The sequence below is a fragment of the Pseudomonas sp. TUM25319 genome, assembly GCF_056388475.1.
Genome location: NZ_CM150751.1, coordinates 5,515,972 through 5,537,500, shown reverse-complemented (window position 1 = coordinate 5,537,500; position 21,529 = coordinate 5,515,972). Strand labels below are relative to the sequence as shown.

General features: G+C 64.2%; 17 protein-coding genes and 2 rRNA genes (1 of these 19 cut by a window edge). 11 read left to right on the top strand and 8 right to left on the bottom strand.

The window, feature by feature from the left end; genetic code table 11:
- Together AC05QJ_RS25015 and rrf are read left to right on the top strand one after the other, a co-directional pair.
- Positions 1-2,025: ribosomal RNA gene (locus AC05QJ_RS25015) — 23S ribosomal RNA — on the top strand; it begins 865 nt to the left of the window's first position.
- Between the two features lie 132 nt (positions 2,026-2,157).
- Positions 2,158-2,273, top strand: a 5S ribosomal RNA gene (gene rrf / locus AC05QJ_RS25010).
- A 104-nt stretch (positions 2,274-2,377) separates the two neighbouring features.
- Here the strand turns inward: rrf and AC05QJ_RS25005 are convergent.
- The gene (locus tag AC05QJ_RS25005) at positions 2,378-2,671 is read right to left on the bottom strand and encodes a hypothetical protein (protein WP_476743919.1); all 294 of its coding nucleotides are present in this window, start codon (positions 2,669-2,671) and stop codon (positions 2,378-2,380) included.
- Between the two features lie 194 nt (positions 2,672-2,865).
- Between AC05QJ_RS25005 and AC05QJ_RS25000 the strand changes: the two genes are divergently transcribed.
- The 3 genes from AC05QJ_RS25000 (at position 2,866) to AC05QJ_RS24990 (ending at position 6,841) form a co-directional block, all read left to right on the top strand.
- Positions 2,866-3,369 carry a sigma-70 family RNA polymerase sigma factor gene (locus AC05QJ_RS25000; protein ID WP_476748005.1) on the top strand — a complete coding sequence of 168 codons (504 nt, stop codon included), beginning with the start codon at positions 2,866-2,868 and terminating at the stop codon, positions 3,367-3,369.
- Positions 3,369-4,322: a FecR domain-containing protein gene (locus tag AC05QJ_RS24995; RefSeq protein WP_476743918.1), complete on the top strand. Its 954-nt coding sequence runs from the start codon at positions 3,369-3,371 to the stop codon at positions 4,320-4,322. Before AC05QJ_RS25000 ends, AC05QJ_RS24995 begins: the two co-directional genes overlap by 1 nt.
- 95 nt (positions 4,323-4,417) lie before the next feature.
- Entirely contained in the window at positions 4,418-6,841 is a 2,424-nt protein-coding gene (locus AC05QJ_RS24990) for a TonB-dependent siderophore receptor (RefSeq protein WP_476743917.1), read from the top strand.
- Between the two features lie 101 nt (positions 6,842-6,942).
- Here the strand turns inward: AC05QJ_RS24990 and AC05QJ_RS24985 are convergent, their stop codons facing one another.
- From AC05QJ_RS24985 to AC05QJ_RS24975, 3 genes are all read right to left on the bottom strand, one after another.
- On the bottom strand, positions 6,943-9,321 hold the full coding sequence (locus tag AC05QJ_RS24985; RefSeq protein ID WP_476743916.1) for a TonB-dependent siderophore receptor: 2,379 nt from the start codon (positions 9,319-9,321) through the stop codon (positions 6,943-6,945).
- Between the two features lie 77 nt (positions 9,322-9,398).
- Entirely contained in the window at positions 9,399-10,343 is a 945-nt protein-coding gene (locus tag AC05QJ_RS24980) for a FecR domain-containing protein (RefSeq protein ID WP_476743915.1), read from the bottom strand.
- Positions 10,340-10,855: a sigma-70 family RNA polymerase sigma factor gene (locus tag AC05QJ_RS24975; RefSeq protein ID WP_476743914.1), complete on the bottom strand. Its 516-nt coding sequence runs from the start codon at positions 10,853-10,855 to the stop codon at positions 10,340-10,342. Before AC05QJ_RS24975 ends, AC05QJ_RS24980 begins: the two co-directional genes overlap by 4 nt.
- A gap of 158 nt (positions 10,856-11,013) precedes the next feature.
- Here AC05QJ_RS24975 and AC05QJ_RS24970 point away from each other — a divergent pair, with 158 nt between their 5' ends.
- Together AC05QJ_RS24970 and AC05QJ_RS24965 are read left to right on the top strand one after the other, a co-directional pair.
- Positions 11,014-11,253 (top strand): type II toxin-antitoxin system RelB/DinJ family antitoxin, encoded by a 240-nt coding sequence (locus tag AC05QJ_RS24970; protein ID WP_476743913.1) that lies wholly within the window; start codon positions 11,014-11,016, stop codon positions 11,251-11,253.
- On the top strand, positions 11,243-11,527 hold the full coding sequence (locus AC05QJ_RS24965; protein WP_476743912.1) for a type II toxin-antitoxin system RelE family toxin: 285 nt from the start codon (positions 11,243-11,245) through the stop codon (positions 11,525-11,527). The genes AC05QJ_RS24970 and AC05QJ_RS24965 overlap by 11 nt, the downstream gene beginning before the upstream one ends.
- 56 nt (positions 11,528-11,583) lie before the next feature.
- Here the strand turns inward: AC05QJ_RS24965 and AC05QJ_RS24960 are convergent, their stop codons facing one another.
- From AC05QJ_RS24960 to pdxR, 4 genes are all read right to left on the bottom strand, one after another.
- Positions 11,584-12,957: an aminotransferase family protein gene (locus AC05QJ_RS24960; RefSeq protein WP_476743911.1), complete on the bottom strand. Its 1,374-nt coding sequence runs from the start codon at positions 12,955-12,957 to the stop codon at positions 11,584-11,586.
- A gap of 52 nt (positions 12,958-13,009) precedes the next feature.
- The gene (locus AC05QJ_RS24955; RefSeq protein ID WP_476743910.1) at positions 13,010-13,768 is read right to left on the bottom strand and encodes an SDR family oxidoreductase; all 759 of its coding nucleotides are present in this window, start codon (positions 13,766-13,768) and stop codon (positions 13,010-13,012) included.
- Positions 13,769-13,792: 24 nt separating this feature from the next.
- Positions 13,793-14,530, bottom strand: a complete 738-nt coding sequence (locus AC05QJ_RS24950) for a sulfite exporter TauE/SafE family protein (RefSeq protein ID WP_476743909.1) — start codon at positions 14,528-14,530, stop codon at positions 13,793-13,795.
- Positions 14,531-14,603: 73 nt separating this feature from the next.
- Entirely contained in the window at positions 14,604-16,100 is a 1,497-nt protein-coding gene (gene pdxR, locus AC05QJ_RS24945; protein WP_476743908.1) for a MocR-like pyridoxine biosynthesis transcription factor PdxR, read from the bottom strand.
- A 294-nt stretch (positions 16,101-16,394) separates the two neighbouring features.
- Between pdxR and tauA the strand changes: the two genes are divergently transcribed.
- The 4 genes from tauA to katG all read left to right on the top strand — a co-directional run bounded on the left by tauA (position 16,395) and on the right by katG (position 21,528).
- Entirely contained in the window at positions 16,395-17,399 is a 1,005-nt protein-coding gene (gene tauA / locus AC05QJ_RS24940) for a taurine ABC transporter substrate-binding protein (RefSeq protein WP_476743907.1), read from the top strand.
- A gap of 55 nt (positions 17,400-17,454) precedes the next feature.
- Positions 17,455-18,294: a taurine ABC transporter ATP-binding protein gene (locus tag AC05QJ_RS24935; protein WP_476743906.1), complete on the top strand. Its 840-nt coding sequence runs from the start codon at positions 17,455-17,457 to the stop codon at positions 18,292-18,294.
- Positions 18,291-19,160, top strand: a complete 870-nt coding sequence (locus tag AC05QJ_RS24930; RefSeq protein WP_476743905.1) for an ABC transporter permease subunit — start codon at positions 18,291-18,293, stop codon at positions 19,158-19,160. Before AC05QJ_RS24935 ends, AC05QJ_RS24930 begins: the two co-directional genes overlap by 4 nt.
- A gap of 229 nt (positions 19,161-19,389) precedes the next feature.
- Complete coding sequence (gene katG / locus AC05QJ_RS24925; protein WP_476743904.1) at positions 19,390-21,528, top strand: catalase/peroxidase HPI; 2,139 nt, start codon at positions 19,390-19,392, stop codon at positions 21,526-21,528.
- Position 21,529 lies beyond the last annotated feature (1 nt).

Genomic DNA, 21,529 nt, shown 5'->3' with positions numbered 1-21,529 from the left:
CTAGGGGGTCATCCCGACTTACCAAACCGATGCAAACTCCGAATACCTGGAAGTGCCGAGCATGGGAGACACACGGCGGGTGCTAACGTCCGTCGTGAAAAGGGAAACAACCCAGACCGTCAGCTAAGGTCCCAAAGTTATGGTTAAGTGGGAAACGATGTGGGAAGGCTTAGACAGCTAGGAGGTTGGCTTAGAAGCAGCCACCCTTTAAAGAAAGCGTAATAGCTCACTAGTCGAGTCGGCCTGCGCGGAAGATGTAACGGGGCTCAAACCATACACCGAAGCTACGGGTATCACTTAGGTGATGCGGTAGAGGAGCGTTCTGTAAGCCTGTGAAGGTGAGTTGAGAAGCTTGCTGGAGGTATCAGAAGTGCGAATGCTGACATGAGTAACGACAATGGGTGTGAAAAACACCCACGCCGAAAGACCAAGGTTTCCTGCGCAACGTTAATCGACGCAGGGTTAGTCGGTCCCTAAGGCGAGGCTGAAAAGCGTAGTCGATGGAAAACAGGTTAATATTCCTGTACTTCCGGTTATTGCGATGGAGGGACGGAGAAGGCTAGGCCAGCTTGGCGTTGGTTGTCCAAGTTTAAGGTGGTAGGCTGAGATCTTAGGTAAATCCGGGATCTCAAGGCCGAGAGCTGATGACGAGCGCTCCTAGAGCGCGAAGTGGTTGATGCCATGCTTCCAAGAAAAGCTTCTAAGCTTCAGATAACCGGGAACCGTACCCCAAACCGACACAGGTGGTTGGGTAGAGAATACCAAGGCGCTTGAGAGAACTCGGGTGAAGGAACTAGGCAAAATGGCACCGTAACTTCGGGAGAAGGTGCGCCGGCGAGGGTGAAGGACTTGCTCCGTAAGCCCATGTCGGTCGAAGATACCAGGCCGCTGCGACTGTTTATTAAAAACACAGCACTCTGCAAACACGAAAGTGGACGTATAGGGTGTGACGCCTGCCCGGTGCCGGAAGGTTAATTGATGGGGTTAGCTAACGCGAAGCTCTTGATCGAAGCCCCGGTAAACGGCGGCCGTAACTATAACGGTCCTAAGGTAGCGAAATTCCTTGTCGGGTAAGTTCCGACCTGCACGAATGGCGTAACGATGGCGGCGCTGTCTCCACCCGAGACTCAGTGAAATTGAAATCGCTGTGAAGATGCAGTGTATCCGCGGCTAGACGGAAAGACCCCGTGAACCTTTACTATAGCTTTGCACTGGACTTTGAATTTGCTTGTGTAGGATAGGTGGGAGGCTTTGAAGCGTGGACGCCAGTTCGCGTGGAGCCATCCTTGAAATACCACCCTGGCAACTTTGAGGTTCTAACTCAGGTCCGTTATCCGGATCGAGGACAGTGTATGGTGGGTAGTTTGACTGGGGCGGTCTCCTCCTAAAGAGTAACGGAGGAGTACGAAGGTGCGCTCAGACCGGTCGGAAATCGGTCGTAGAGTATAAAGGCAAAAGCGCGCTTGACTGCGAGACAGACACGTCGAGCAGGTACGAAAGTAGGTCTTAGTGATCCGGTGGTTCTGTATGGAAGGGCCATCGCTCAACGGATAAAAGGTACTCCGGGGATAACAGGCTGATACCGCCCAAGAGTTCATATCGACGGCGGTGTTTGGCACCTCGATGTCGGCTCATCACATCCTGGGGCTGAAGCCGGTCCCAAGGGTATGGCTGTTCGCCATTTAAAGTGGTACGCGAGCTGGGTTTAGAACGTCGTGAGACAGTTCGGTCCCTATCTGCCGTGGACGTTTGAGATTTGAGAGGGGCTGCTCCTAGTACGAGAGGACCGGAGTGGACGAACCTCTGGTGTTCCGGTTGTCACGCCAGTGGCATTGCCGGGTAGCTATGTTCGGAAGAGATAACCGCTGAAAGCATCTAAGCGGGAAACTTGCCTCAAGATGAGATCTCACTGGAGCCTTGAGCTCCCTGAAGGGCCGTCGAAGACTACGACGTTGATAGGTTGGGTGTGTAAGCGCTGTGAGGCGTTGAGCTAACCAATACTAATTGCCCGTGAGGCTTGACCATATAACACCCAAGCAATCTGCGCGGAAGCCGGATTGTGGTGGTGAAGACGAATGAACCGAAGATTCGTGAACCCACAAAGATCACATACCCGATTTGCCGAAGCGTCGAAAGACGAGTTGGCACACAGAATTTCTTGACGACCATAGAGCATTGGAACCACCTGATCCCATCCCGAACTCAGCAGTGAAACGATGCATCGCCGATGGTAGTGTGGAGCTTCTCCATGTGAGAGTAGGTCATCGTCAAGATTAAATTCCGAAACCCCTATCTGCGTACGCAGGTAGGGGTTTTGTCTTTGCGCGCGTGAAAAAGGCCAGCAGGAAACCGCGGGGCAGCGCCCCGCGATAGAGGTTCAGACGAACGCTTGAGGAGCCGCGCCGCGAGGCAGGCGGCAACGCTCAGGACGGGCAGCCAGGCGTACGCGCCAGTTGGCCTTGAAGCAGAAGGGGGCGGCCTTGATCTGGCTCGCTTGCCGCTGCTTGCGCAGGTCGGCCAGCGAGGGTGCTTTCTTGACCGGTGCCGTTTCGACCTTGGTCAGGGAACGCTGGCACGATTTGCAATCCACATCATCCGCCACAGCGGTAGTGCTCAGGTTGTTGCCAGCACGGCCACAGGCGACGGCATCGCCGTTGGTTGAGTAATGCATTACCAAAACTGTACATCTCCACACATATGAACAAAACGCCGCGCATTTTCGCATAGCTCGGCCGACAGTGCCGTCGTCTCCGCCGGTCTGCGCTCATCTTGTTGCAATTGCCATCATGGATGGCTTCTCTATAGAATGCGATCAATTCTTAATTACATCCCTGCCGTCGTTGGCTGGAGTGTTCAGTGGACGCTATGTCTTCGACCGATCGCACGCTCAACCTGCATATCGAAAACCTCTACTGCGAGCATCACGGCTGGCTGCACGGCTGGCTCAACCGCAAGCTGGGCAATGCCAGCGATGCCGCGGACCTGGCCCACGACACCTTCATCCGCCTGCTGACCCGGCAAAGCAAGAGCTTCGGCGCTGAGCCGCGTGCCTTGCTGACCCACATCGCCAAGGGCCTGGTCATTGATCGCTGGCGGCGCCAGGACGTCGAGCGCGCCTACCTGGAATCCATCGCCCACTTGCCCGAGCCGGAGGTTCCGTCGCCGGAAACCCGCTGGCTGATTCTCGAAGCCCTGTACCGCATCGACGCCATGCTCCGTGACATGCCCAGCCGCGTGCGCCAGACCTTCCTGCTCTCGCAGATCGATGGCCTGACCTATCCGCAGATCGCCGAGCAACTGGGCGTGTCGCTGATTACCGTCAAGCGCGACATGCGTGACGCCTTCATCGCCTGCCTGAGCGTCGCCTGATGACCGCCCAGATCGACCCGCTGATCCTCGGTGAAGCCGCCGACTGGCTGGTGCAACTGCAATCCGGTGCGGCCACTGAAGAAGACCACCGAGCCATCCAGCTCTGGCGCAACCGCAGCCCCCAGCACGCCATCGCCTGGCAGCGTGCCGAAACCTTGCTCGGCGATCTGCGCGCCGTACCGGGAGGCCTGGCCAGCGACACCTTCCAGCGCCTGAACCGCAACAGCCGCGTCGGTCGACGCCAGGCCCTGCATCGCCTTGGCCTGTTCCTGCTGGCCGGCCCGGCGCTGTGGATGGCGTACCGGGAACTGCCATGGCAGGAGTGGAGTGCCGACCAACGCACCGCCATCGGCGAGCAGAAGAGTGTCCGCCTGCCAGACGGCACCCAATTGCTGATCAACACCGGCAGCGCCCTGAACATTGCGTTCAACGCCCAGGAACGGCGGATCAAACTGCTGGAAGGCGAAGTGCTGATCACCACGGCCAAGGACCCGTCCCGCGCCTTCATGGTCGAGACCCGCCACGGTACTGCACGGGCCTTGGGCACGCGCTTCAGCGTGCGGGTCGGCGAGCAGCGCAGCCACGTAGCGGTAACCGAGGGCGCCGTGGAGATGCTGCCGCTGCACGCGAGCCAGGGACGGCTGCTCAAGGCCGGCGAGCAGAGCGCCTTCGGCTTCGACAGCTGTGAGCTCGTCGCGCCGCTGGACGCCTCCGCCCTGGCTTGGGAGCACGGCATGATGGTCGCCCGCAATATGCGCCTGGATGACCTGCTGGCCGAGCTTGGCCGCTATCGTCCCGGTGTCCTGCGTTGCCATGAGGCCGTTGCCGGGCTCGCCGTGTCCGGCGCATTCCCGCTGAAGGACACCGACGCCAGCCTGCGCCTGCTGCAGGACACCCTGCCGATCCGCGTCAGCAGCCTGACCCGCTACTGGGTTGCCGTCGAACCCGGCTGACCTGCCAAAAAATCGTGACGAGGCTGATACCTTTTTCGCACTCGTTCGGTGTGGAAGTGAATCCTCACTTTTCCAGGCTTCGACAGGAGCACCGAATGTTGCAGTCCACCTCCCGCATCAGCCCTCCACGTAGTGCCATGAAGGCGTTGAGCCTGGCCGTCGCCATGGCGCTGATGCCGGTTCACAGCGCCTTGGCCGCCGACGGCACGCCGGACACCAGTGTCCGCAGCTACAACATCGCTCCCGGCCCGCTGGGCGATGTGCTGGCTCAGTTCGCGGCGATGTCCGGGGTACCCATGTCGTTCGATGCCAGGCTGCTCAATGACCGCCAGAGCCCGGGCCTGCAAGGCAGCTACAGCGCCGAAACGGGCTTTGCCCAGTTGCTCCGGGGCAGCGGCTATACCCTGCAAAACGCCGGCGGCAACGGCTACACCCTGGCGCCGTTGTCCACTGACGGTGTGCTGGAACTCGACGCCACCAACGTCAACGCCGCCGTCAGCAGCATGAGCGACGACACCTACGCTGGTGGTCAGGTCGCCCGCAGCGCGCACTTGGGCGTGCTGGGCAACCGCTCGATCAACGACGTGCCGTTCAGCGTCACCAGCTACACCGCCAAGGCCATCGCCGACCAGCAGGCCCGCACCATCGGCGACGTACTGCTCAACGACGCCTCGGTGCGTCAGTCTGCCGGATTCGGCAACTTCTCCCAGGTCTTCACCATCCGCGGCCTGCCGCTGCAAAGCGATGACATCGCCTTCAATGGCCTGTACGGCGTGTTGCCGCGGCAGATCATCAACACCGAGGCGGTGGAGCGGGTCGAGCTGTTCAAAGGTCCCAACGCCTTCCTCAACGGTGTCGCGCCCCAGGGCAGTGGCATTGGCGGCAGCGTCAACCTGATCCCCAAGCGCGCCGAAGACACCCCGACCCGCCGGGTCACCCTCGACTACACCAGCGACACCCAGGTCGGCGGTCACCTCGACCTTGGTCAGCGCTTCGGTGAAGACAACCGTTTCGGCGCCCGCATCAACCTGGCCCAGCGCGGCGGCGAAACCGCCATCGACGACGAGAAGAAACGTACCTCGCTGATCGCCGTCGGCCTCGACTACCGTGGCGAACGCCTGCGCCTGTCCACCGACTTCGGCTACCAGAAGCAGCGCATCGATAACGGCCGTTCGGTGGTCTATCCCAACGGTACCAAGGTTCCCCATGCGCCATCGGCCAAGGACAACTACGCCCAGGACTGGAGCTGGTCGGAGCTGGAGGACACCTACGGCATGATCAACGGCGAGTACGATCTCAACGACAACTGGACCGCCTACGCCGGCATCGGTGCCAAGCACACCCGCGAGAACGGGGTTTACTCCTCGCTGTATGTCGGCAATGACGGCAGCGGTCGCACCGGCTTTCTCTACCCGCCCCATGACGAAGACAACAAGAGTGCCGTCGCCGGCCTGAATGGTCGTTTCGCCACGGGCCCGGTCAGCCATCAGGTCAACTTCGGCCTGTCCGGCATGTGGGGCGAGCAGCGTTCGGCGTACGAGGCGATCCTGGTGGCCAATCGGCCGGTCGGCAACCTGTACAACCCGATCCAGGTGCCGCGTCCCACCAACACCTACTTCGGCAGCGATATCCACGATCCGCGCATCGTCGGCAAGAACCGCGTCAAGAGCGTCGCGGTGTCCGACACCCTGGGCTTTGTCGATGACCGCGTGCTGCTGACGCTCGGCGTGCGTCGCCAGACCATCGAGGTCGATGCCTGGAACACCGCCAGCGGCGCGCGCAACGCCAACTACGACGAGTCGATCACTACGCCGGTCTATGGCCTGGTGATCAAACCCTGGGAGCACGTCTCGCTCTACGCCAACCGCATCGAGGGCCTGGCTCAGGGCCCGACCGCGCCGTCCACCGCGAGCAACCGCGACACGGTGTTCCCGCCCAAACGCAGCAAACAGACCGAGGCTGGCGTCAAGCTGGACTGGGACAGCTACGGCGCCACCTTCGGTGTGTACCGCATCGAGCAGCCGAACAGCGCCACTACCAACAATGTGTTCAACGTCGATGGCGAGCAGGTCAACAAGGGTGTCGAACTGAACCTGTTCGGTGAGCCGGTGGACGGCCTGCGGGTGCTGGCCGGCGCCACCTGGATAGACACCGAGCAGAAGAACACCTCCAACGGAGCCACCGACGGCAACCGTGCGGCGGGCGTGCCGCGCTTCCAGTTCAATCTGGGCGGCGAGTGGGATGTACCGGGTATCGAAGGCGCGGCGATCAGTGGCCGCCTGCTGCGCACAGGGGGCGAATACGTCAACGCGGCCAACACCCTGAGCATTCCGGCCTGGACCCGGGTCGATCTCGGTGCGCGCTATGGCTTCAAGGCGGATGACAAGTACATCACCCTGCGCGCCAACGTGGAGAATGTCGCGAACAAGGCGTACTGGGCGTCGGCCTCGACGGCGAACAACTACCTGACCCAGGGCGAGCCGCGGACCTTCAAGGTGTCGGCGACAGTCGATTTCTGATGGGATCGGGACCGCGCTACTGTCCTTCGCGACGGTTCGGCATCCCGACAAGCTCGTTCACAGACGAAAAGAAGGGACCGCAGTGCGGCCCCTTCATTGCCTCAAAAACCGGCACTGACCGATGCCACCAGTGACGCCGGTTCCCCTGCGTAGTTGCCCGAGCTAGCGATGGTCTCGATGTAATCCTGATCCGTCACGTTGCGTGCATTCAGCGACACCCGCAGCTTGTCGTTGATGTCATAGAACAGGCTCAGGTCCAGCCGCCCGTAGCCGCTGGCACTGTAGCTGTTGGCCAGGTCGCCGTAGCGCTTGCCGGCGAAGAACACCCCGGCGCCCACGCCCAGACCGCGCCACGCGCCATCCTGCAACTGATAGGTCGACCACAGCGAACCGCTGACCGTCGGCACGCCCTCCAGCCGGTTGCTTTCCTCCAGCCGCGTGTCCTTCACCAGCTTGGCGTCGAGCACGGCGATATTGCCGATCACATTCCAGCCGTCACTGATCTCGCCGCTCACATCCAGTTCGACGCCGCGCACCCGCTGTTCGCCCGTCTGGATCGAGTAGCTGCTGTCCAGCGGGTCGGTGGTGGACAGGTTCTCCCGACGGATCTCGAAAGCCGACAGGGTGGCCGCCAGCCGCTCCGGTATCAGCTCGTACTTGGCACCCACTTCGTACTGCTTGCCGGTCTCCGGATCGAGCACGCTGCCGTCGCGGGTCAGGCGGTTCTGGGGCGCGAAGGAGGTGCTGTAGCTGGCATACAGCGCCAGGCGGTCGGTGGGCTGGTAGACGATACCGGCGCGCGGCGACGTGTCGGACGGGTCGATAGGGATGTCGTTGTAGCTGCCGCTGGCGGTGTAGTTGCGGTTGCGCTGGGTGACCTGGTCCCAGCGCACGCCGAGCAGCAGTTTCCATTGTGCGTTCAGGTCGATCTGGTCCTGCAGGTAGACGCCATGGCTTTCCTGGTCGAAGCGCGAATCCTCGCCAAAGGTGAACGCACCCGGCTGTGCGCCGTAGACCGGGTTCCAGATATCGATCGAGGCGACGCTGGCCCGCAGCATGGTCACTGCGCGCCGGCCCTTCACGGTTTCCACGCCGGTGAGGAACTGATGGTGCAGCCCGGCGGTGGCGAAACGGGCGACGGCTTCGAACTGCGCACTGAGGGAGCGCGCCGTCTCGTCGAAGTCGGTGGCGCGACGCACCAGGGTGCGGCCATCGGCCTGCAATGTGCGCTGGGAGATGTTCAGCATGGTTTTGTTGGAATGATCCCAGCGCGTGATCTGGCGCAGGGTCAGCCAGTCGTTGAGGTCGTGTTCCAGGCGAAACCATGCAGCGCTCTTGTCGCTGTCGCTATGGGACCAGGGTTCTTCGAGAAACACCTTGTGGCGGGAGTCGACCCGGTCGCCGATCACCTGCAGGCCACGGTCGTAGGGGGCGTCCGTTTCGGTGTATTCCAGACCCATGTCGAGGCGCGTGGCGTCATTCGGCGTCCAGGACAGCGATGGCGCAAAATGGCGGCGGTGGCTGTCGCGGAAGTGGTCGCGGAAGCTGCCCTCGGTCTGGTAGGCCATCGCCAGGCTGCCGGCCAGACCGTGCTCGGCGGACAATGGGCCGCTGAGCCACGCCTGGCCGCGCTGGTAATCGAAGGACCCGGCCTGCAGCTTGACCTGTGCCTCGGGCGTCAGCGAGGGACGGCGGGTGACGATATTGATCAGTCCGCCGGGGTTGCCGCGTCCGTAGAGCACCGAGGCGGGGCCCTTGAGCACTTCAACCCGTTCGACGTTGACCAGGTCGGTGAGGATCTCCGGGCGCACCGCCAGCGAATTGGTGAGGATGCCGTCGATGGCGTAGGTGGTGCCCTGGAAGCCGCGCACGATAAAGCTCTCGACACTGCCGCCATGGGTGTTGCCGCGCTGGATGCTGCTGACGTTGCTCAGGGCATCGGCCATGCTGCTGGCCTGCTGGTCTTCCAGCACCTGGCGCGGCACCACCTGGATCGACTGCGGGATATCGCGCAGCGCGGCATCGGTCTTGGTGCCGACCGAACTCTGCGCGGCCCGGTAGCCGGTCAGTGGGCCGATGGCCGACGGTCGTACGCCGTGCAAGGCATTGATATCGGTGGCGTCCAGTTGCAGGGCCGACGAGGCGGGGCGTGGTCGCAGGATCCAGGTGTTGCCGGCCTGCGGTATGGCTTGCAGCGTGGTGCCGCGCAACAACTGTTCGAAGCCCCGGGCGGTGCTCCAGCTGCCTTGCAGACCGCTGCTGTGCAGGTCGCCAGGCATGGCTGGATCGATCGGCAGCGTCACGCCAGCGCTGGCAGCGAAGGCCGCCAGGGTTTCGCTGAGCGGGCCGGGGGCGATGTTGTAGGTGCGGGTGTCTTCGGCGAACGCCAGGGGCGCCGCCAGCAGGCTGCCGCCGGTCAGCAGCGGTGTGGCAATGGCGTGGGCGAGCCGGGCCAGACGGAACAACGAGGGAGTGGACATACGGGCTTCCTGAACGCGAGAAGTGACGGTTTCAGGAGGAGGACACCCAGGTCCGGAAAAACACGACAGGCTTTTTTTCACGCCGCCTCGAGGGTCACCCAGTAGCGCGTCACATAACGCACGCGCACCGGGAAGGTCAGCGCCAGGGCCGCCAGCGCGGCGTCGGTATCGGCCAGCTGGAAGGTGCCGGACACCGGCAGGTCCGCAACTTCCGGTGCACAACGGATCCAGCCGTGGCGATAACGGCTCAGTTCCGCGAGTACCTGCGCCAGCGGCATGCGCTGGACCCGCAACACGCCGTCGACCCAGTCCACTGCCGTGACCGGCGTCGCCAGCGTGCTGACGGTATCGGCGGTGAGCGTCGCCTGTTCGCCGGCAGCGATGCGCCGGGCGGCCTGGGCGGCGTCCCGGGGCGTTGCCAGTACCGCGCCCTCGACGACCCGGAGCAGATCGTGGTCCGCCTCCTGCCGTACCGAAAACCGCGTGCCCAGCGGCTGGAACAGCCCGCGTGCGGACTCCAGGCGCAAGGGGCGGGGGTCGGCGGCGGTGCGCACGAACACCTCGCCGCGCCGCAGCACCAGGGTGCGGGCATCGGCACTGAAGCGGATATCCACGGCGCTGTCGGTATTCAGGTGCAGTTCGCTGCCGTCGGCGAGGGTGATGCGGCGCCGCTCGCCCACGCCGGTGCTGGCGTCGGCCAGCACGTTGTCGAGGACGCCGGTGCGCGACAGGGAAGCCCCCAGCGAACCCAGCACCACCAGCGAGGTGAGCGCCTTGAGGGTGGCGCGGCGATTGAGCGTGGCCGGGCGTTGCAGCGTCGAGCGACCGATAGCCGGGGGGATCGACTGCACCTGCGCGCTGAACCGTGCAGCCAGTTGCCAGGCACGCTCATGGGCGTCGTCCGCCGCCCGCCACTGGTCGCAGGCCTGGCGCTCCTGTTCGGTTGCCGTCGCCGCCTGCAAGCGCAGAAACCACTGCGCCGCCTGATGGGCCACCTTGCGTTCGATGGGCGCGCCGTTCATGGCCATTCACTCGAAGCCAGCACGATGCACTCCTCGAACGCCTGCACCAGCCAGCGCTGCACCGTGCGCACACTCACCGCCATCGCCTCGGCGATGTCCTCCTGGGTACGGCCCTCGACCTGCGACAGCAGAAAAGCCCGGCGTGCCTTCGCTGGCAACCGCGCCAGCACCTGCTCGACCGCCTGCAGCGCTTCGAGGATCGCCGCGTGATGTTCGGCGCTGAGTGCCTCGTCTTCCGGCAAGGTCGTCAGCGCGTCGAGATAGGCGCGCTCCAGTGAGCGGCGACGATAGAGATTGGCCAGCAGCCGCCTGGCGATGGTCGCCAGATAAGCCCGTGGCTCGCGCAGGTCGGCGTTGTGCTGAGGGGCGCTGAGCAGGCGGACGAAGGTGTCCTGGCTCAGGTCCGCCGCATCGCAGCGGTTTTGCACACGACGATACAACCAGCCCAGCAGCCAGGCGTGATGGCTGCGGTAGAGCTGTTGCACGGGGGCGCGGTCCGCGGATGAGGGCATAGACGTCAGGGAAGGGTTGCCAGTTGAGAATGGGTTGCATTTTATGCGGCGGAGAACACACGCGGCAATCATTCCCTGTCGCTCAGTCAAATGGTGGTTGCGCTTGTGGTAGGACAAGTGCAATGTAATGACAGATGTCATTACGTGAGGGCCGACAGATGGCTTCCATCAATATCCGTGTCGATGATGAGCTCAAGGCGCGGGCTTATGATGAACTGGAGCGGTTGGGCGTGACGCCTTCCGAGTTCATGCGCCAGGCGTTGCAGTACGTCGCAGAGCAAGGGCGATTGCCGTTTCGACCGGTGCTGATGAGCGAGGACGATGAGGAACTGGTTGCGACGGTCCGGGAACGACTGGCTGCACCACAGCGGGTAAAGGTTGAGCTGGATGACCTATAGCCTTGAGTTCGACGCCCGGGCGCTAAAGGAGTGGCGCAAGCTTGGTGACACCGTTCGACAGCAATTCAAGAAAAAGCTGACAGAGGTCCTGCTTCAGCCACGCATCGAGGCAAACCGACTGCACTCGTTGCCCGACTGCTACAAGATCAAGCTACGCAGCAGTGGTTATCGGTTGGTCTATCAGGTGATCGATCAAGAGGTGGTGGTTTTCGTGGTTGCAGTAGATCGCCGTGAGCGGGATCAGGTTTATCGCAAGGCGGCTGATCGGCTCTGAGCTGTTCTCTCGTACGTCGCAATGGGCTGCATGGCAACCCATTGCCTATCAGCCGATCAGAGACATGGTTGAGCAAACACCTCATCCAGCACCCGCAGGATCTCGTCTGCTTCTCCCTGACTCAACGTCAGCGCCGGGCTCAGGCACAGCGTGTTGTTGTAGTCGGCGAACGAGCGGTTGGTGCGGCCGATGATCAGCCCGCGGGCCATGCAGGCGCCAGCGATGCCCATCGCCACGCGCTCCGGCGCCGGCTCGCGGGTGGCGCGGTCGGTCACCAGTTCGATACCGAGGAACAGGCCTTTGCCGCGCACGTCGCCGATCAGCGGGTGTTTGTCCTTCAGCGCCAGCAGGCCGGCCATGAGGTATTCGCCCATGTGCGTGGCATTTTCCAGCAGGCGCTCGTCCTCGATGATGCGCAGGTTTTCCAGGGCCGCCGCCGGGCCTGCCGTGCAGCCGCCGAAGGTGCTGATGTCACGGAAGTAGGCGGCGCGGTCGCCTGGCTCGCCACGGAACTGCTCGAATACCGCCTCGGTGGTGACGGTGCAGGAGATCGCCGCGTAGCCGGAGGCCACGCCCTTGGCCATGGTGACGATGTCCGGCTGGATGCCGTAGTGCTGGTAGGCGAACCAGGCGCCGGTACGGCCCAGGCCGCAGACCACCTCGTCGATATGGATGAGGATGTCGTACTTGCGGCAGAGGGCTTCGATGGCCTTGAAATAGCCTTCGGGCGGGGTGATTACGCCGCCGCCGGCGGTGATCGGTTCCAGCACCACGGCACCGATGGTGTCCGGGCCTTCGCGCAGGATGACCTCTTCCATGGCGCGGGCGGCCAGTTCGCCGTAGTTGTCCACGGCGCCGAACTGGCTGCGGTACTCGCAGCAGTGGGGAAACTCGACGAAGCCCGGGGTGAAGGGGCCGTATTGCATGCGCCGCTCTTCCTGGCCGGTGGAGCTCAGGCAGGTGATGGTGGTGCCGTGGTAGTCGCGTTCGCGGTAGAGGATCTTGGATTTCTTGCCGCCGTATTTGCGGTGGGCGATCTGCCGCACCATCTTGTAGGCCTTTTCATTGGCCTCGGAACCGGAGTTGGAGAAGTACACCCGGCTCATTCCCGGCATGCGCGCGATCAGCGCTTCGGCGAAGCGCGCCGTCACCGGGGTACCGGCGGTCCCGGCGAAGTAGTTGAGCTGCACCAGTTGATCGCGCACGGCATCGGCGATGCTCTGCCGGCCATAGCCCACGTTCACGCACCAGACGCCGCCCGAGGTGGCGTCCAGGTGACGCTTGCCGTTGACGTCCCAGACGTACAGGCCCTCGCCGCGTTCCATCATCGGTGGTGCGGCGTTGTCGAAGGCCTGGTGCTGGGTCAGGTGATGCCACACATGCTTGCGGTCGAGTTCCTGCAGTTCGGCGGCTGGGGTGAGGTCGTTCATGGTCGGGCTTCCGTGGTGGACGAAGGGCGAGCGGTGAGAGGGCGGCAGGCGGTCAGTCGCGGTGGATGGCGAAGTTGTTCCAGGACTGGTTCACCGGCATCAGCTCCAGGCTGTTGACGTTGATGTGCGCCGGCTGGTTGAGCAGCCAGAAAATGGTCTCGGCGATATCCGCCGGTTGCAGCGCGTTGGCGCCGCCGTAGATCGCGTCGTAGCGCGCCTGGTCGCCGCCGAAGCGCACCAGCGAGAACTCGCTTTCGCACAGACCGGGTTCCAGATTGGTGACGCGCACGCCGGTGCCGGCCAGGTCGCAGCGCAGGTTCAGCGAGAACTGCCGGACGAACGCCTTGCTGGCGCCGTACACATGGCTGCCAGGGTAGGGCCAGTTGCCGGCGATGGAGCCGAGATTGACGATGCCGGCGCCGGGGCCATGGGCGATCAACCGTGGCAGCAGCAGGCGAGTGCTGTAGAGCAGGCCCTTGATGTTGGTGTCGACCATGGTGTCCCAGTGATCGAGGTCGCAGTCCTGGGCGGGGTCGGTGCCCAGTGCCAGACCGGCGTTGTTGATCAGTCCGCGCAGGGTGGCGAAACGCGTCGGCAGGTTGGCGACGGCGTGCTGCATGGCGTCGCGGTCACGCACATCGAGTACCAGCGGCAGCACATCGGTCTGAGCCGATAGTGTGTCGGCCAGGGCGTCGAGGCGTTCGCCGCGGCGGCCGCTGATGATCAGCGACCAGCCGGCCTCGGCGAAGCGTCGGGCGCAGGCTTCGCCGAAACCGGAGGTGGCGCCGGTGATGAAAACCGAAGGGGGCATGGCAGATCTCCTGAAGCTTACGGGTCAGTGTTGCCACCAGCCGAGCAGGCCGAGGCTGGCGAGGATCAGCAGCAGCCACTGAGTGCTCAGGGCGGCGGCCTGTGGGGTGATATGGCGGAACAGGCGCTGGCCGATGAGCAGGCCAATTCCCAGCGCGGGCAACAGCAGCAGGGCCTGGCTCAGGGTGTCGCTGCCGACGGCGCCGTGCAGGGCGAGGCCGGCGAGGGCGGCCAGATCGACGGCGCAGAAGAACAGGATCAGCGTGGCGCGCAGGGCCACCGGGCTCAGGCGCAACTGGCTCAGGCAGGCCACCAGCAGCGGCCCGCCGATCGAGAAGGCGGCGATCAGCGCACCGCTGACTCCGCCCACCAGACCGAGCGTCAGCGGGCCGCGTCCGAGGGGCAGGCGAATGCGCGCCAGGCCGATCACGGCCAGGCCGCCCACCAGCAGATACACCAGCAGGGTCAGCCAGTGCGGGTCGCTACCGCCGAGCAACAGCAGGCCGCAGGGCACGCCAAGCAGTGCGGCCAGCAACAGGCGGCGCAGCAATGGCTGGTCGGCGTCGCGCCAGGCGCTGCCGAGCAACAGGGCGCTGCTGGCGATCTCCAGGCAGAGAATCAGCGGCACTGCCTGGCGCAGCGGCATCAACAGGATCAGCCCGACCACCGACACCGCGGCGAAGCCGAAACCGGTGAGCCCGCGCACGATGGCGGCGGCGAACACGCACAGGCTGGTGAGAAGGGACGGCGGTTCGATGATCACGGGCGGCTCCACGGGGCAAGTGCCGCCACTCTAGAGCCGCGTATCGATCCCTCTTAGGGCCAGATGCCTCTCGTCATGGTGCCAGTTGTCGCTGGCGCATTTCTGTCCAGGCCGCGCCCAGGGCGGCGATGCCTGGCTCGATCAGCGCCTCGTCGATGGCGCCATAGCCAAGACGGAAGAAGCGCTGCGGGCGCTCGGCATCGAGAAAGTGGATATCCCCCGGCTCGATCAGTACCCCGCGCCGGGCCGCCAGCCGCTGCAACTGCCAGGCGTCGAAACCGGGTGGGCCTTCGATCCACAGCGACGAGCCACCGGTCATGGCGCTGGTCTGGCACTCCGGCAGGTGCTCCAGCAGCGCGTGGCTGATGCGCTTCCACTTGCGCGACAGGCTGTCGCGCAGACGGCGCAGGTGCGCATCGTAATGGCCCATGGCGAGGAACAGGGCGAGGATCCGCTGATTGTTGGCCGGCGGATGGCGGTACTGGTAACGGCGCAGGGCGCGCAGCTCGTGGATCAGTTCCGGGGCGGCGACGATGAAGCCGAGGCGAATGCCCGGCAACAGGCCCTTGGTCAGGCTGCCGAGGTAGATGACCCGGCCACTGTCATCGAAGCTCTTCAACGCCGGATGGTTGCCGCCCAGGTGATTGTGCTCGCTGTCGTAGTCATCCTCAATCACCAGGAAGTCGTCCTCCCGCGCCCGCTCCAGCAAGGCCATGCGCCGGTAGACCGGCATGGTCACGCCGGTGGGCGACTGGTGGCTGGGGGTGCAGAAGATCATCTCGCAGCCGTGCAATTGCGCGTCCACCACCAGGCCCTGGCGGTCGATGCGCAGCGGTCGCGGCGCACAGCCGGCCAGTTGCAGGATATTGCGGGCATCGACGTAGCCGGGATTTTCCAGGCCCACCACCTGGCCCGGCCGGCCCAGCAGGCAGCCGAGCATGTACAGCGAGCTCTGGGTGCCGACGGTGATCAGGATCTCCTCGGCACCGGCCTTGATCCCGCGCCGTGGCAGCACCCGCTGGCAGATCTGCTCGATCAGCAGCGGGTCGTCCTGGTTGACCTGGTCATCGACCCAGCTGCGCATGTGGGCGCCGCTGGTGGCGATGCGCGCGCAGTCGCGCCAGCGGGCGGTGGTCTGTTCGTCGTGCTCCACCTGGCCGTAGATGAAGGGGTAGCGGTAGTCGCGCCAGTTGCGCGGCTTGACGATGGCCTTGAGCGAGGACGGCTGCAGTTGCAGGCGGGCGTCCCAGTCGGGGGCGTGGTCCGGGCGCTCGAACAGCGCTTGCGGACGCGAGGGGATGGTGACGTTGAGTTGTTGGCGCAGAAATTTTTCGTTGATGAAATAGCCGCGGCGGTCGGACGGAATCAGAAAACTGTCCTGCACCAGTTTGTCGTAGACCAGCACCACGGTGTTGCGCGACACCTTCAGCAGCTTGCTCAGCTCGCGGGACGAGGGCAGTGCGTCGCCGGGTGGCAGGACGCCGTCGAGAATGGCCTGCAGCAGGTTCTCGCGCAGTTGCTCCTGAAGGCTGCGGCCCGGTTCGAAGGGGCGGAAATAGCGTTCCAGCATGGGTCGGTTTCCGTGGGTGGTGCACTGTTGAAGGGCTGTAGTGGGGGACCGGTAGGAGCGGCTTCAGCCGCGATTGGGCGCGAAGCGGCCATAAAGCCTGAGTCCTGGGTGGATCAGGCTGATCGGCGGTTCAGGTTCTACGACGGCTGCGCCGCCGTTCGCGGCTGAAGCCGCTCCTACAAGGATCGCGACAGTCTGAAGACTGGCCCCACGCTCGCGCGCCTCTGGATCTAAAGCAAGGTCCGGGCCGGCACTAAGATCGCATGGCACCTGGACCCCTACGGAGAATCCGCCATGTTGAAGTACGCCCGTCGTCTGCTGTTGGCACCTGTCGCAGCGTTGTCCCTGGGAATGGCCGTCGCGGCCCAGGCCGAAACCGTCACCATCGGCATCCAGAGCATGTACGCGCCCTGGAAGAACGCCATCGTCGAAAAAGAGTTCGAGAAAGCCACCGGCTGGGATATCCAGTGGCGCAACTTCGACAGCGGTGGCGATGTGATGATGGCCATGGCGTCGGGGGACGTGCAGATCGGCGTCGCCGGCAGCAGCCCGATCGCGTCGGCGGTCAGTCGCGGTGTCGGCATCGAAGTGTTCTGGGTCTTGGACAACATTGCCAACGCCGAGGCACTGGTGGTACGCAACGGCAGCGGCATCGAGGCACCACGGGACCTCGCCGGCAAGACCCTCGCCGTACCTTTTGTTTCCACCACCCACTTCCACACCCTGTTCGCCCTGGAGCAGTTCGACCTGGTCGGCAAGGTCAAGGTCATCAACCTGCAACCGTCCGACATCCCCGCCGCCTGGGAGCGCGGCGACATCGACGCCGCCTTCATCTGGGACCCGGCCCTGGGCAAGCTCAAGCAGAGCGGCAAGGTGCTGATCAGCTCCGGCACCCTGAGCAACTGGGGCAAGGCGACCTTCGAAGCGCTGGTGGCCGACAAGAACTTCGCCGCGAAACATGCCGAGGGCATGACCGCCTTCACCAAGGTTCTGCAAAGCAGCACCGCCGACTACGTCAAGGCGCCCGAGACCTGGGACGCTGCCTCGCCGAAGGTGGCCAATGTCGCCCGCCTGTCCGGTGGCAAGGCCGAGGAAGTGCCGCCGGTACTGGCGCTGTACGAGTTCCCGCTGGCGGCCGACCAGGCCAGTCTCACCTGGCTCGGCGGCGGCAAGGACGGCGGCGCGGCCAAGGCGCTGGCGGCCACCGCCGAATTCCTCAAGGAACAGAAAAAGGTCCCGGCGGTACTGCCCGACTACAGCGTCGCCATCAACGCGAGTTTCGTCGAAGCGGCGAAATGATCGCCAGGGCTGTCGTGTTCACGCCGGCAGCCCTCGCTTCTCAGTGGGAGTCGTTATGAGTCACAGCCTGAAAATCCACGACGTGTCCGTGGTCTACCCGAGCCTGCAGGGCGGCCAGCCGGTGACGGCGCTGTCCGGCGTCAACCTGAGCATCGAACCCGGCGATTTCGTCATGGCCCTGGGCGCCTCGGGGTGCGGCAAGACCACTTTGCTCAACCTGATGGCCGGCTTCATCCGGCCCAGCAGTGGCGTGTTGACCCTGGGCGACTACCACGGCCAGGTGCCCCGGCAGATCGACCCCGGCGCGCAACTGCGCGACCAGATCAGCGGCCCCGGCGCCGAGCGCGGCGTGGTGTTCCAGAAACACGCGCTGATGCCCTGGCTCAATGTGCTCGACAACGTTGCCCTCGGCCTCAAGCTGCGTGGCGTCGGCCAGCGCGAGCGCGAGGAGCGGGCCATGCACTTCCTCGGGCTGACCGGCCTGGCGGAGTTTCGCCATCACGCCATCTACCAGCTCTCCGGTGGCATGCAGCAGCGGGTCGGCATCGCCCGGGCGCTGACCAACGACCCGCACATGCTGCTGCTCGACGAACCCCTCGGCGCCCTCGATGCGCTGACCCGCGAGCGCCTGCAGGAACTGCTGCTGGAGATCTGGCAGAGCACCGGCAAGATGATGTTCTTCATCACCCACGACGTCGAAGAGGCACTGTTCATGGGCACCCGGCTGATCATCATGTCGCCGCGGCCCGGGCGCATCACCCACGAATTCCAGCTGGACTTCGGCAAGCGTTTCCTGGCGTGTCGCAACGCCCGGCAGGTCAAGTCCATGCCGGACTTCATCGCGATGCGCGAGCAGGTCCTGAGCATCATCCACGGCGACGAGGAGGCGGCATGAGCATGTTCGACAGTCAACAGCGCAAGGCAGTGCAGCGCACCCTGCAGGCGCTGCGCCGTGGCCAGTCGGCCAGGCCGGGCGAGCAGTACGGCGCGCCGGGCAACGGCTCCAGCCTGTGGCTCAGTTGCGTCACGGTGGCGGGTTTCATCGCCCTGTGGTTTGCCGCCACCAACCTGGGCTGGGTCAAGCCGCTGTTCCTGCCGACGCCCCAGGCGGTGTGGGAACAGGTGATCGCCGTGGCCCGGGACGGCTTCGCCGATGCCTCGTTGCTCACCCATATCGGCTGGAGCGCCCTGCGGGTGTTCAGCGCCTTTGCCCTGGCGGTGGTCACCGCAATTCCGCTGGGCATCCTCATGGGCGTCAACCGCATCGCCCGGGGCATCTTCGACCCGCTGGTGGAGTTCTACCGGCCCTTGCCGCCGCTGGCCTACCTGCCGCTGGTGGTGATCTGGATGGGCATCGGCGAAGGCTCCAAGGTGCTGCTGATCTACCTGGCGATGTTCGCGCCGCTGGCGCTGAGTGCGCGGGCCGGCGTGCGCTCGGTGGCGATCGAGCAGATCCACGCCCTCTACTCCATGGGCGCCAGCCGCGGCCAGGTGCTGCGCCATGTGATCATGCCGGCGGCGTTGCCGGAAATGCTCACCGGCATGCGCATCGCCATCGGCTTCGGCTGGACCACCCTGGTGGCCGCCGAGATGGTCGCGGCCACGGCGGGGCTGGGCTTCATGGTCCTCAGCGCGTCCAAGTTCATGGTCACCGAGGTGGTCATCATGGGCATCCTGGTGATCGGCGTGATGGCGCTGCTGTTCGACTTCGGCATGCGTGCACTGGAACGACGCCTGGTGCCCTGGAAGGGCAAGGTGTAGCCGGTTCTGCTTTACTTTCTCCCCGCCAACCGCACCGTCCGTCGACGTTTTGTCATACGCAATGGAACTCAATGATCGACAGCCATTTCCTTCGATTCGCCAAGAAGGAAATGGCTATCGATTCAATAAAATTCATAAATTTGTTCCATTGATGGTGCCGATTTAGTCTTGCTCTATCGTCGGCCGCAGCGCAAAGGGCCGGTCTGCTGAGGAAAAAGGAGAAAGCAGCATGTCGAACCAAGGTAAATGCCCGTTCCACAACACATCCGGTGGCGGCACCAGCAATCGCGACTGGTGGCCTGAACAACTGCGTGTGGAACTGCTCAGCCAGCATTCGAACCGTTCGAACCCGCTTGGGGAGAATTTCAACTACCGCGAAGAATTCAAGAAGATCGACTACTCCGCGCTCAAGGCCGATCTCAAGGCATTGCTGACCGACTCGCAAGACTGGTGGCCGGCTGACTGGGGCAGCTACGGCGGCCTGTTCATCCGCATGGCCTGGCACAGCGCCGGCACCTACCGCACCGTCGATGGCCGTGGTGGTGCAGGCCGTGGCCAGCAGCGTTTCGCCCCGCTCAACTCCTGGCCCGACAACGTCAGCCTCGACAAGGCCCGTCGCCTGCTGTGGCCGATCAAGCAGAAGTACGGCCAGAAGATTTCCTGGGCCGACCTGATGATCCTCGCCGGCAACGTGGCGCTTGAAGCCTCGGGCTTCCGCACCTTCGGTTTCGGCGCGGGCCGTGAAGACGTGTGGGAACCGGATCTGGACGTCAACTGGGGCAGCGAGAAAGCCTGGCTGACCCACCGCGACCCGGAAACCCTGGCCAAGAACCCGTTGTCGGCCACCGAAATGGGCCTGATCTACGTCAACCCCGAAGGCCCCAACGCCAGCGGCGACCCGGCGTCGGCGGCAGCCGCCATTCGCGCCACCTTCGGCAACATGGCGATGGATGATGAAGAGATCGTCGCCCTGATCGCCGGCGGTCACACCCTCGGCAAGACCCACGGTGCCAGCGCCGCCACGCACGTCGGCGTCGATCCGGAAGCCGGCGGCATCGAAGCCCAGGGCCTGGGCTGGACCAGCACCTACGAAAGCGGTGTCGGCGCCCACGCCATCACCTCCGGCCTGGAAGTGATCTGGTCGCAAACCCCGACCCAGTGGAGCAACAACTTCTTCGAGAACCTGTTCAAGTTCGAATGGACCCAGACCCGCAGCCCGGCCGGAGCCATCCAGTTCGAAGCGCTGGACGCACCGGAGATCATGCCCGATCCGTTCGACCCGTCGAAAAAGCGCCGGCCGACCATGCTGGTGACCGACCTGACCCTGCGGTTCGACCCCGGTTTCGAAGCGATCTCGCGGCGTTTCCTCAACGATCCGCAGGCGTTCAGCAACGCCTTTGCCCGCGCCTGGTTCAAGCTGACCCACCGCGACATGGGCCCGAAAGCTCGCTACCTCGGCCCGGAAGTGCCGAACGAAGACCTGATCTGGCAAGACCCGCTGCCGCAGGCGCTGTACAAGCCGAGCGCCGACGACATCGCCGACCTCAAGGCACGCATTGCCGAGTCGGGGCTGTCGGTCAGCGAGCTGGTTTCGGTGGCCTGGGCGTCGGCCTCGACCTTCCGTGGCGGCGACAAGCGCGGCGGCGCCAACGGTGCACGGCTGGCGCTGGCACCGCAGAAGGACTGGGCGGTCAACACCATCGCGGTCGGCACCCTGGACCGCCTGAAAGCTGTGCAGCAGGCGGCCAACAAGGCGTCGCTGGCAGACGTGATCGTGCTGGCCGGTGTGGTCGGTATCGAGCAGGCAGCCAAGGCAGCGGGCGTCAACGTGCATGTGCCGTTCGCACCGGGCCGGGTCGATGCCCGCCAGGATCAGGTGGACGTAGAGTCGTTCGAATACCTCGAGCCGCTGGCCGATGGTTTCCGCAACTACCGCAACACCGAGAGCCCGGCCACGACCGAATCGCTGCTGATCGACCGCGCCCAGTTGCTGACCCTGACCGCGCCGGAGCTCACGGCACTGGTAGGTGGCCTGCGCGTCCTCGGCGCCAACTACGACGGTAGCCGCCACGGCGTGTTCACCGACCGCGTCGGCGAACTGAGCAACGACTTCTTCGTCAACCTGCTGGATATGGGCACGCAGTGGAAAGCGGCCGATGGCACCAACGAGGTCTTCGAAGGCCGTGACCGCAAGACCGGCGAAGTGAAATACACCGCCACCCGCAACGACCTGGTGTTCGGTTCCAACGCGATCCTGCGGGCTTACGCTGAGGTGTACGCCAGCAGCGATGCCAAAGAGAAGTTCGCTCGCGACTTCGTGGCCGCCTGGACCAAGGTCATGAACCTGGACCGTTTCGACCTCGCCTGAG